Origin of the sequence: Amycolatopsis sp. NPDC059235 (assembly GCF_042754125.1) — a bacterium.
GTDB lineage: Bacteria > Actinomycetota > Actinomycetes > Mycobacteriales > Pseudonocardiaceae > Amycolatopsis > Amycolatopsis albidoflava.
In genome coordinates this window covers 70,880-81,966 of the sequence record NZ_JBHZAG010000036.1, presented here as the reverse complement: position 1 = coordinate 81,966, position 11,087 = coordinate 70,880, and the positions used below count along the sequence as shown (strand labels likewise).

Sequence of the window (11,087 nt, the reverse complement as noted above, 5' to 3'; positions counted from 1 at the left end):
GCCTTGACAAGCACCCCCAGACCGCAGGGACGCTTCGTATCGGGGTGCGGGGGAGGGGCTGGGTGCCTCGATCGTTGGGTGCAAATGCGGCGGTTTGGGGGCGGCGTTTCTCTCGCGGCGCGTGGGGGCGTGAGGGGAACCCTCACGGACTCTGATTCCCTCAGGGGTCCCCTCACGGACCTGGCTGGGCTCGTCGGGAGCCTGGCCTGCCAGGAAGCGTGGTGAGAAGCGAACGGCCGGTTCCTTCTGCGCGCTCCTCTTGCGCACGCGTGCCTCTTGCGCACGCGTGAAGGCCCACAGCGCGGTGCCGCCTAAGAACCCTCATCCGCACTAGCAAAGCAATGAAGGGACCCTTCAACCCTCACCATCCGTAGCCGTGAATGGTCCCTTCACCCCACTTATCGACGACTCACAGCCACTGCCACCACCCGAACGGCGCAAGATCCTCACGCTCACCGGGAGTGACGGTAGGGTTTGCCCACTCTCGGCGTCGCTACTGGACAGAAAGTGGGGAGCAGACCTTGCACCCGGTCGGTCGAGCGCAGAGCATGGACGTCGTGTCCGACTTCCCCTATGCGCTGGTCGTCCCGTGGGTCCTGGTCGGCATCCTGGTGTTCGTGGTGCTGGCCCTCGCCTTCCGGGCGCGCCGGCCCAAGGGCGTCATCCAGGACGCCGTTCTGCAGGCCGTCCACCGGATGTCCAAGGCCACGCCCAATTTGCGGGCGGGGCTCGACGAGGAGGCCGCCAATCGGATGACGGCGGAGCTGCTCGAGGTGCTCGACTGTCTCGCCGTCGGCATCACGGACAGTGAAGGCACGCTGCTGTCCTGGGCCGGCGAAGCCACCGATCACTATCTGGACGTCGTCGAGGACATCGGGACCGCGTTGCGCAAGCATCGTCGCGCCGTCGCTGATCACAACAAGATGCCGTGCAATCACCGTGGCACTTGCAAGATGAAGACCGCCGCGATCGTTCCCATTCTCGTTGAGGGCGAGGCTGAGGCGACGCTGATCGTCGTCGGGCGCACGCGCGGCAAGCTGGTGCAGATGGCTGAAGCCGTGGGCCAATTCGTCTGCACGCAGTTTGAGCTCGCGAGGCTGGAAGAGTCGCGCAATCAGTTGCAGCAGGCGGAAATCAAAGCCCTGCGCGCGCAAATCTCGCCGCACTTCGTCTACAACGCGCTCAACACGATCTCCGCTCTGATCCGCACCGACCCGGAGGAAGCGCGCGAGCTGCTTCAGGACTTCGCGGACTTCACGCGCTATTCGTTCCGCACGTCCGGCATGTACACCACGCTCGCCGAGGAACTGCGCAACATCGACCGGTACCTGACCATCGAAAACGCTCGTTTCGGCGGTCGGCTCGAGGTGCGGATGAAGATCGCGCCCGAGGTGCTGAGCGTCGTGGTGCCGTTCCTGATCATCCAGCCGCTCGTCGAAAACGCCGTCAAACACGGCCTGGCCAGCAAGCCGAGCGGCGGCTGCGTCACGGTGATCGCGCGGGACGACGGGCACGAAGCGCTGATCACGGTCGAGGACGACGGCATCGGCATGGATCCGCGTCAGCTCACCGATTTGCGCAACGCGCACCGCACCGGCGCGCACGTCGGGCTCGGCAACATCAACCAGCGGATGCGGCAGGTGTTCGGCGAGGATTACGCGCTCACCGTCGAAACCGCGCCGGGTGCTGGGATGAAGGTCGCGTTGCGGGTGCCGAAGTTCAAGCTCGGCGTGCGGCCGAACATGCCGGACTACTCCGCCGACGTTCCGCAGCAGCCGCCCGCGCCGGTCGAGCCGGATCCGGAACCCGACGGAGTGCACGGCTCGCGTTCGGGAATGCTGCCCGCGCACTGAACTGGTTAGCCTGGGCAGATGAGCGTGACCGACAAGCTGACTTCCCGCCTTCCCGTGCTCGGCGACCGGGGCGACCGCAAGGACGTGGTCGCCGTCGTGAAGCTGCACGGCGTGATCACGCCGACGCCGTCGCCGCTGGCCCGCGGCGCGATCAACCTCGGTGCCGTCGAATCCGCGCTCACCAGGGCGTTCGCGCACGACCGGCTCAAGGCCGTCGCGCTGCAGATCAACTCGCCTGGCGGAGCTCCGACGCAGTCCGGCCTGGTCGCGGAGCGGATCCGGCAGCTGGCCGACGAGAAGGGCGTGCCCGTCCTCGCCTTCGCCGAGGACGTCGCCGCGTCCGGCGGATACTGGCTCGCCTGCGCGGCCGACGAGATCTACGCGCACCGGACGTCCATGGTCGGCTCGATCGGCGTCATCAGCGGCGGGTTCGGGTTCACCGGGCTGCTCGAACGCTTCGGCATCGAGCGCAGGCTGCACACCGCGGGCGCGAACAAATCGCGGCTCGACCCGTTCAGCCCGGAGAAGCCCGAGGACGTCGAGTGGCTGAAGAACATGCACAGCCAGCTCCACGAACTGTTCGTCGAATGGGTCAAGGAGCGCCGCGGCGACCGGCTGACCGATTCCACCGATTTGTTCACCGGGGATGTCTGGCTCGGCCAAAAAGCCGTCGACCTCGGGCTGGTCGACGGGCTCGGTTCGCTGCGCGAGATCGTCACCAAGCGGTATCCCGGTGCCGAGATTTCCGTGGCAGAGCCGAAGAAACCGCTGCTCGCGCGGCTCGGGATCGGGGCTCCGGCGGCGGCGAGCGCGCTGTTGGACGCGGTCACCACGAAGGCGGCCTGGTCGCGTTTCGGGCTGTGACAGCTGGTGAGCGGCGACTCCGGTACGCCACTCACAAGCGGCTCTCTCGGCTGGGGTCTGGACAATGCACCTCGCAATCGGCAGGATGCGTCTCACTGTGAGTGCTCACGACGACACCCGGAAACTCATCGTCCTTGCCGTGGACGACGAGCTGGCCGGGCTGGACGAACTCAGCCACGGACTCCAGAACAACCCGCACATCCACCGCGTTTTCCAGGCCTCGGACGCCTCCGACGCGCTGCGGCTGTTCTCGCACGACGACCCGGAACTGGCTGCCCGGCGGGCAACCGGTCTGCCGACGGTCGACGCCGTGTTCGCCGACATCGACATGCCCGGCCTGTCCGGGATGGAGATGTCGCGCGTGATCGCGGCGATGAACCCGTCGCCGGTACTGGTGTTCGTCACCGGGCACGCCGAGGAAGCGGTGAACGCGTTCGACCTCGGCGCGGTCGACTACGTCCTGAAGCCGTTCCAGCAGGACCGGCTCGACCGGTCGGTCGCGCGCGTGCGCGAAAAGCTCGCCACGGTCGCGGGCCCGCCCGCCGGCCAGGGCGGCGCCGAGCCGGTGAAGAACGACGACGAGGTGATCCCGGTCGAACTGGCCGGCACCACGAAGCTGATCCCGCGTTCGTCGGTCCGCTGGGTCGAGGCCCAGGGCGACTACGCGCGGCTGTTCACCACCGAGGGCAGCCATCTCGTCCGGATTCCGCTCGCCCAGCTCGAGGAACGCTGGGAGAAGGCCGGATTCGTGCGGATCCACCGGTCGTTCCTGGTCGCGCTGCCGCTGATCACCGAAATGCGGATGGGCCAGGGCGGCTACCAGGTCGTGATCGGCAACGAGGAGAAGGTGCTGCCGGTCAGCAGGCGGCACACCCGGGCCCTGAAGGACCGCATCGTCGGTTCCGGCCGGGGCGGCTAGCCGTCGATGTCCTCGCCCGAAGACCCTTACCACCGGCTCGAGAACGGAGTCCGCAAACCGGACCCGACGCTGGGCGTGCGGCCGGAGGACCGCGCGGTGGTCGAACCGGTGCCGCCCGCTCCCGAGCCGGCTCCGCGGTTCAGCGAACCCGCGCACGTGCGGCCGAAACGGGAAAAGGTGGTGCTCGCCGATTCGCGGCAGTCGTCCGGGCGGATGCGCGGGCGGGTCGAGCTGGAAGAACAGACCAGCTGGGGAAAACTGCTGGTCCGCGACCTGGTCAAGGTGCAGCTGCGGACGTCGGTGTGGCTGGCCGTGCTCGTGCTGGTCGTGCTCGGGATGCTGCCCGCGCTGTTCTACTTCCTCCCGGCAGTCGCGCGGTTCACCGTGATCGGCATCCCGATCCCGTGGCTCGTGCTCGGCCTGCTCCCGTTCCCGTTCCTCTTCGCCGTCGGCCTCTGGTACAACCGGCTCGCCGAGCGGCACGAACGCGACTTCGTCGACATGATCGAGAACTGACCCGCGCGGGGGATGCGCGCCGCGGTGGCGGCGCGTCGCTAAACCGTGTGGTCGTGCGAGGATTCACGCCGTGCAGCTGACCCCGTGGACGTTGACCGGCTTGGTGCTGGTCGCCTTCGCGACGTTCTACCTTGGCTTCCGTTCGTCGCGCGGTGCCACCAGCACGCACGATTTCCTCGTCGCCCGCCGCACCGTGCGCTCCAGCCGCAACGCCGCGGCGATCTCCGGCGAATACCTGTCGGCGGCGTCGTTCCTCGGCGTCGCGGGCATGGTGCTCAAGCAGGGCGCCGACGCGACTTGGTACCCGATCGGCTTCACCGCCGGATACCTCGCGCTGATGCTGTTCGTCGCCGCGCCGCTGCGCCGCTCGGGCGCGTACACGCTGCCGGACTTCGTGGAGGCCCGGCTCGGTTCGATCGGCCTGCGCCGGTTCGCGACCGCGGGCGCGGTGTTCATCGGAATTCTTTACATGGTCCCGCAGTTGCAGGGCGCCGGGCTGACGATCGCGCAGATCGTTCCCTTGCCGGCGTGGGTCGGCGCGCTCGTGGTCATCGTTCTGGTGGCGGGGAACGTGATGCTGGGCGGGATGCGCGCGATCACCGTGGTGCAGGCGTTCCAGTACTGGCTCAAGCTGTTCGCGATCGCCGTGCCGACTTTCGTGCTGTGCATGGTTTTCTTCGCCGGCGGCGGCCCGGGCGGCGTGCGCGCGCTCGGTGCGCCCGCGCCGCCGGTGTTCCCGTCGGACACCAAGGTGACGGTGCAAACCGACGTCACCGTGAAGGTCACCACCGAGACGTTCTTCTACGCACACGGCCGCATCGACGACGGTCCCGCGGCTGGCATGGCGCGCTGGTCGCCGCTCGTGCCGCACAAGGTGTCCTCGGGCACGACGCTGGAATTCGCCGCGGGCACGCCGGTGCCGATCGTGAGCGACGCGCCCACGTCGAACGACTCGTGGCTGCACCCGGCGTCGAGCGGCATCAGCGACCTGCTGCAGACGTACTCGCTGATTTTCGCGCTGTTCCTCGGCACCATGGGCCTGCCGCATGTGCTGGTCCGCTTCTACACCAACCCCGACGGCAAGGCCGCGCGCCGCACCACCGTGCATGTGCTGCTGCTGCTCGGGCTGTTCTACCTGTTCCCGACGATGCTGGGCGCGCTCTCGCGGATGTACGTGCCGCAACTGCTGGTCACCGGCAACACCGACGCGGCCGTGCTGCTGCTGCCGACCGCTGTGTTGCCCGGCTGGCCGGGACAGATCCTCGCCGCGGTGGTGGCGGCGGGCGCGTTCGCGGCGTTCCTGTCGAGCTGTTCGGGACTGCTGGTGAGCGTGGCCGGGGTGGTGTCGACGGACCTGCTGCCGGGCCGGGTCAAGGACTTCCGGGTCGCGACACTGCTGGTCGCGATCTGTCCGATGGTGCTCACGCTGATCTTCCGCACCGAGGACATCTCGCTGTCGATCGGGATGACCTTCGCGCTCGCGGCGTCGACGTTCAGCCCGCTGCTGCTGCTCGGCATCTGGTGGCGCAAGCTCAGCTGGCCGGGCGCGCTGGCCGGGATGGTCGTCGGCGGCGGGCTGGTGCTCGGCGCGCTGGCGTACAACATCGTGTGCGAGTACACCGGAGACAAGATGCCGTGGTTCACCGTGCAGCCCGCGCTGATCTCGGTGCCCGCGGCGTTCCTGGCGACCTACGTGGTGAGCAGGCTGACCCGGTCCGGCCGCCCGGAACTGGTGAACGACATCATGCTGCGCCTGCACGCCCCCGACCCGCTCGGCCTGATGCGCGACCGCGCGGTCGCCCGCTTCGGCCAGGCCGACGAGAAGCTGCGTGCCGGCCGGGGACGGCACCGCAAGGCGTAGCGGTTAGCGTTCCTCACACGCGTACAACGTCATGACATGGGAGCATGGAACCTGTGGTGAGCCCTGCTGAAATTCCGACCGCCGAAGTCCGCGACCTTCCCGCGGACGTCGCACTGCTTGACGTCCGCGAGGACGACGAGTGGGCCGCCGGACACGCCCCCGCCGCGGTGCACATCCCGCTCGGCGAACTGCCCGCGCGAGTCGGCGAACTCGCCGAATTCCCCGAGGACAACCCGGTCTACGTCATCTGCCGCTCCGGCGGCCGCTCGGCGCGCGCCGCGGCCTGGCTGAACGCCAGCGGCTGGGACGCGGTCAACGTCGCGGGCGGAATGGGCTCCTGGGCTCGCGAAGGCCGCCGCATGGTGAGCGAACACCCCGACGCTGAACCCGAGGTTCTCTGACGGATGCCTGCCCAGTCTGTTCCCGAGCCGCCGGAATCCTCGGATCCGGCGTCCTTCGTGCCGGGCTTCGGCCGGGATGAAGGGGACGCTGGGGACGGTTTCCGGCCGGATTCTGCTTCGCCGGTCGACGCTGGTGGTCCTCCGGGGGCGGCTTACGGGCAGGCTGGTTCGGCTGAGCCTGGCCAGGCTGGTGGCGTGGAGGCGGCTGGCCGCGGGCAGTTTGGCGAGCAGTCGTATCCCGCTCAGGCTGGGGCCGCGGAGGCAGGGCCAACCGGCCGCGAGCAGTCCGGTGCCAAGCCGCATCCGGCCCAGCCCGGTGGCATGACTCCCGGGCCAACTGGCTTCGTCCAGCCCGCCCCGCCGCCGCAATCCGGCGTGCAGCCGCATCCCAGCCAGCACGGTGGCGCTGCCGGGTACGCGCAGCCGGGCACGGCCTCGCAGCCCGGTCCTGCCAGCGGCGGAGCAGCGGGGCCGGTGCAGCCGGGAATGCCTCCGTACCCCGGCCACTGGGCGCAGCCGCAAGCCGGTCCCGCGCATCCCGGCCAGCAGTTCGCCACTCCGTACCCGCCGCAGTACCCCGCGCACTACCCGGCGCAGGCGTACCAGCAGCATCCGGGATACGCCCGCCCGTTCACCGCCGCCCCGCAAGGCGCGATCCATCGGCCGGCTCAGCAGCAGCCGCAGCCGACCCCGCCGAAGCGGGCGGCCAAACTGCGCTGGGTCGCCTCCCCGCCGCCGAGTGCCGTCCACCGTCGCCGTGCTGTGCCCGCGACGCCCTACTCCGGTCCGCCGTCCTACCCGGTCCCGCCGCGATGGGGCTTCCCGAACCTGACCTGGCGCCGTCCGACGAACGTGCCCGGCACCGCGTCCGGCGAGATCCGGCCGATCGACCGGATTCCGGTGCTCGCGCGGAGCCTCACGACGATCCTCTGGACGTTCGCCGTCCTCGCGGTGATCGCGGCGGTGGCGGAGATCTGGCGGTACGCGCTCCTCGTCGAAAGCCGCGATTCCGCGCTGAACACCGGCGTCGTCGGGTTCTCCGACGCGTTCGTCATGCTCGCCGGGCTGCTCACCACGATTTTTTCGCTGCTGCCCGCGGGTCTCTCGGTCTGGTGGCTGCTGGTCGCCCGGCAAGCCGCCGCCGACGAAGCCGGGGAAGCGCCGCCGCGGCCGGTCTGGCAGGTGCTCGTGAGCGTGCTGGTGCCGGTCGTGAACCTGCCGCTCGCGTTGTCCGTGGTCAGCGAATTGGAGCACGCCGTCCTCCGTCGTCCCCGTGACGTGCGGCCGAAGCCTTCGCGGCTCGTGCTCGGCTGGTGGGGTACGTGGCTGGCGAACTGGGTTCTGCTGGCCGTCACGATCGTCTGGCGCATCCGGCCGGGCGTGCAGGCGATGGCGGACAGCGTCCTGCTGGTCGCGCTCACCGACCTCGCCGCGGCCGCGCTCGCGATCGTCACCGCGCTGGTGATCCGGCGGTTCTCGCATCTGCTGACGCCGATCGCCCCGGAACGGCTGCGCGACCTCCGCGTGCTCAAGATCGAGGGCGCGCCGGAGCCGGAGCTGCGGACCGCGCGGCCGGTCGGCGCCGCGCGTTAAAGGTCGCCGAGCGCCGGTTCCAGCTGGCCGAACGCGACCGCCGCCGAGTCGCGGATCTGCGCCACCAGGTCGTCCGGCTTGACGTCCTGCCAGGTCAGCTGCCAGACGTCGTCGAGAAGAAGCCGCAGCACTGACGTGAGGTGCGCCCCGGCCGTCCGCGACAGCATTTCGCGGTCCGGATGCCGGTCGAGCAGCGCGGCGACGAGCTGGTTTTCCCGGTCGGCGTGCATGTCCCGGAGCGCGGACGTGAGGCGTTCGCTTTGCCGCACCATCCGCACGAAGGACACGTCCGCGAACCCGAGCAACGCGCTCGTCTTGTCCAGTTCGGCGAAGAACCCGTCCCGCACGGCGTCCAGCGCCGGCGTCTCGGGATTGGCCCGGACCAGGTCCGCGGGCCAGTCCACGAAGTCCACCCGGATGTCGAAGACCAGGTCTTCCTTCCGGCTGAAGTGATTCGTCACGGTCATCTTGGCGACCCGCGCCGCCTCCGCGACCTCGGCGATCGTCACCTGATCGAACCCGCGCCGGATGAACAGCCGCGTCGCCACCGCCGAGATCGTCTGCCGGGTCTCCAGCTTCTTCTGCTCCCTGAGGCTCACCCCGGCCAGTGTACTAGGTCCGACCTAAAATTGTGCTTGACCTATTCATTAGGTCCGACCTAATCTCAGGTCCGACCTAATGAAGGGGGTGACTCGGCTCGATGACTACGCGGCTTCCGGTCTCCGATTCCGGGCTTCGCAGGCTCGGCGGAGTGCTGATCCTGGGCGCGGTGCTGTCGATCCTGGACGCGACGATCGTGTCGGTCGGGATCGGCGTGATGGCGCGCGACCTGGACAGTTCGCTGCCGACCATGCAGTGGGTCGCCAGTGCGTACCTGCTGGCCGCCTCGCTCACCATCCCGCTGTCCGGCTGGCTCGCCGACCGGTTCGACGGCCGTCAGGTGTGGATCGCGGCCGTCGCGCTCTTCACGCTGGGCACGGTGCTGTGCGGTTTCGCCTGGTCAGCACCGGCGTTGATCGCCTTCCGCGTGCTGCACGGCCTCGGCGGCGGTCTCATGCAACCGGTCGGCCAGGCGATTTTCGCGCAAGCGGCCGGTCCTCGGCTGGGCCGGATGATCGGCGTCGTGACGCTGCCCGCGACCGTCGCGCCGGTGCTGGGCCCGATGCTCGGCGGCGCGCTCGTTCAGGATCTTGGCTGGCGCTGGCTGTTCTTCGGCGTCGTCCCGTTCGGCGTCGCCACCTTGCTGCTCGCCGTGCGGGTGCTTCCTCGCGAGAACCCCGCTGGCACGCGCGATCCGCTCGACGTCCGCGGCCTCCTGCTTCTCCCGCCAGGACTCGGCGCACTCGGCTACGGCCTAGGCGAAGGCTCCAACACCTTCGCCATCGCCGGTGCCGTGCTGCTGATCGCCTACGCCTGGCACGCCCGTCGGGCGCAAGCCCCTTTGCTCGACCTGAAGTTGTTCGCGCACAAGGCTTTCACCGTCGCGAGCGCGAGCACCTTCTTGCTGGGCGCGTCGCTGTACAGCTCGATGCTGCTGCTTCCGCTTTACTACCAACAAGTCCAGCACACCTCCGCCCTCGCCGCCGGACTCCTGCTAGCGCCACAAGCTCTAGGCTCAGCCGTCGTCCTCATCGCAGGCGGAAAACTTTTGGACCGCTTCGGCTCGCGAACAGTCATGCTCACCGGCATCGCACTGTCATTGGTGGGCACGATCGCCTTCACTCAACTCGGCGATTCCCCAAGCCCGACCCTGTTGACAGTTTCGCTGCTGATCCGTGGGTTCGGCCTAGGCGCGACGGCCACCCCCGGGATGACGATGCTCTACACCTCGCTGGAACGCACCCAAATCCCGCGAGCGGCGAGCGCGATCAACGTCGTCAACCGCATCGGCGGCTCGCTGGGCACGGCGTTGCTGGTAGCCGTCCTGCATGCGCAACCGCCTGGTGCCGCCGCGTTCGGTACCACGTTCACCTGGGCGCTAGGCCTTTCCCTGCTGAGCTTCATCCCCGCCCTCTTCTTCCCGAAAGGAACCCGCGCATGACGCTGCGCCTCTTGGCCGTGCACGCCCATCCGGATGACGAATCAAGCAAAGGCGCCGCGACCCTGGCCCGCTACGCGGCCGAAGGGGTCGACGTCCTGGTCGCCACCTGCACCGGCGGCGAACGCGGCGATGTACTCAACCCAACTTTGGACCGAGAAGACGTCCGACGGGATCTGCCCGCGATCCGTCGCCGGGAAATGGCTGACGCAGCAAGGATTCTCGGCATCCGGCACACGTTCTTGGGCCACGAGGACTCAGGCCTGACGGAACCTTCTCCCGCTGGAAGCTTCGCCGCGCTCCCCTTGCCCGAAGCGACAAAGCCGTTGCTGGACTTGATGCGGGAATTTCGTCCACAGGTAGTGGTCACCTACGACGAAACCGGCGGTTATCCACACCCCGACCACATCCGCACGCACGAGGTCACGACCGTCGCCTTCGCCGAATCCGACGACGGCACCCCGCGCAAGCTCTACTACCTGGCCACCCTCAGTCGATCGTGGTTCGAAGCGATGCACGAGGCGACCCTCGCCGCTGGCCAAGAATCGATGATGTGCCCGGTGCTGGAAGAACTGCCGCCGGCCGACGTGCTCACCGTGACCACCCGCATCCGCTGCGAAGACCACTTCGCGACCCGGGATGCCGCCTTGCGTGCGCACGCCACGCAGATGGATCCGGGGCACCCGTTTTTCGCGCACTCGCGCGAGATCGAGCGGAAGGCCTGGCCCTGGGAGGACTACCACCTCGCCCGCACGAATGGTCCCGTCGAGATCGGTGGCGGGTTGGAGGACGACCTGTTCGCAGGGTTGCGCTGAGACCGCCGCTCGGGGGAAGGCGCTCGGTTGCCCGCGCGGACTCGGCAGTGGTTTCGGCGGGTGCGCCATGTTGAGCCCGGTGTGCCGTGCCGTTCGCGGATTGCGCTGAGGCCGCTGCCGAGTGAGCGTTTCGGTGCGGTGGTGCGGTGGTGCGGTGGTGCGGTGGTGCGGTGGTGCGGTGGTGCGGTGGTGCGGTGGTGCGGTGGTGCGGTGGTGCGGTGGTGCGG

Annotated in this window: 10 protein-coding genes; 9 read left to right on the top strand and 1 reads right to left on the bottom strand. The window is 68.9% G+C overall.

Going from position 1 to position 11,087, the window contains the following annotated elements:
- The first annotated feature begins 548 nt into the window (after positions 1-548).
- The 7 genes from ACFXI3_RS23595 (at position 549) to ACFXI3_RS23565 (ending at position 8,007) form a co-directional block, all read left to right on the top strand.
- Positions 549-1,853: a histidine kinase gene (locus tag ACFXI3_RS23595; protein ID WP_344281998.1), complete on the top strand. Its 1,305-nt coding sequence runs from the start codon at positions 549-551 to the stop codon at positions 1,851-1,853.
- 18 nt (positions 1,854-1,871) lie between these two features.
- Entirely contained in the window at positions 1,872-2,717 is an 846-nt protein-coding gene (locus ACFXI3_RS23590; protein WP_378402132.1) for a S49 family peptidase, read from the top strand.
- Positions 2,718-2,802: 85 nt separating this feature from the next.
- Complete coding sequence (locus ACFXI3_RS23585) at positions 2,803-3,636, top strand: LytTR family DNA-binding domain-containing protein (protein WP_344281992.1); 834 nt, start codon at positions 2,803-2,805, stop codon at positions 3,634-3,636.
- A 6-nt stretch (positions 3,637-3,642) separates the two neighbouring features.
- On the top strand, positions 3,643-4,152 hold the full coding sequence (locus ACFXI3_RS23580; protein WP_344281989.1) for a hypothetical protein: 510 nt from the start codon (positions 3,643-3,645) through the stop codon (positions 4,150-4,152).
- Positions 4,153-4,222: 70 nt separating this feature from the next.
- Positions 4,223-6,013: a cation acetate symporter gene (locus tag ACFXI3_RS23575; RefSeq protein WP_378402130.1), complete on the top strand. Its 1,791-nt coding sequence runs from the start codon at positions 4,223-4,225 to the stop codon at positions 6,011-6,013.
- Between the two features lie 44 nt (positions 6,014-6,057).
- Positions 6,058-6,414, top strand: a complete 357-nt coding sequence (locus ACFXI3_RS23570; protein WP_344281983.1) for a rhodanese-like domain-containing protein — start codon at positions 6,058-6,060, stop codon at positions 6,412-6,414.
- A gap of 486 nt (positions 6,415-6,900) precedes the next feature.
- On the top strand, positions 6,901-8,007 hold the full coding sequence (locus ACFXI3_RS23565) for a DUF4328 domain-containing protein (protein WP_378402135.1): 1,107 nt from the start codon (positions 6,901-6,903) through the stop codon (positions 8,005-8,007).
- Here ACFXI3_RS23565 and ACFXI3_RS23560 read toward each other — a convergent pair.
- Positions 8,004-8,606: a TetR/AcrR family transcriptional regulator gene (locus tag ACFXI3_RS23560; protein ID WP_378402128.1), complete on the bottom strand. Its 603-nt coding sequence runs from the start codon at positions 8,604-8,606 to the stop codon at positions 8,004-8,006. The genes ACFXI3_RS23565 and ACFXI3_RS23560 overlap by 4 nt on opposite strands.
- 101 nt (positions 8,607-8,707) lie before the next feature.
- On the opposite strand from ACFXI3_RS23560, the gene ACFXI3_RS23555 reads away from it, so the two are divergent.
- Both ACFXI3_RS23555 and mca read left to right on the top strand, forming a co-directional pair.
- Complete coding sequence (locus ACFXI3_RS23555; protein ID WP_378402126.1) at positions 8,708-10,048, top strand: DHA2 family efflux MFS transporter permease subunit; 1,341 nt, start codon at positions 8,708-8,710, stop codon at positions 10,046-10,048.
- Positions 10,045-10,860: a mycothiol conjugate amidase Mca gene (gene mca, locus ACFXI3_RS23550; RefSeq protein ID WP_378402124.1), complete on the top strand. Its 816-nt coding sequence runs from the start codon at positions 10,045-10,047 to the stop codon at positions 10,858-10,860. The genes ACFXI3_RS23555 and mca overlap by 4 nt, the downstream gene beginning before the upstream one ends.
- Positions 10,861-11,087 lie beyond the last annotated feature (227 nt).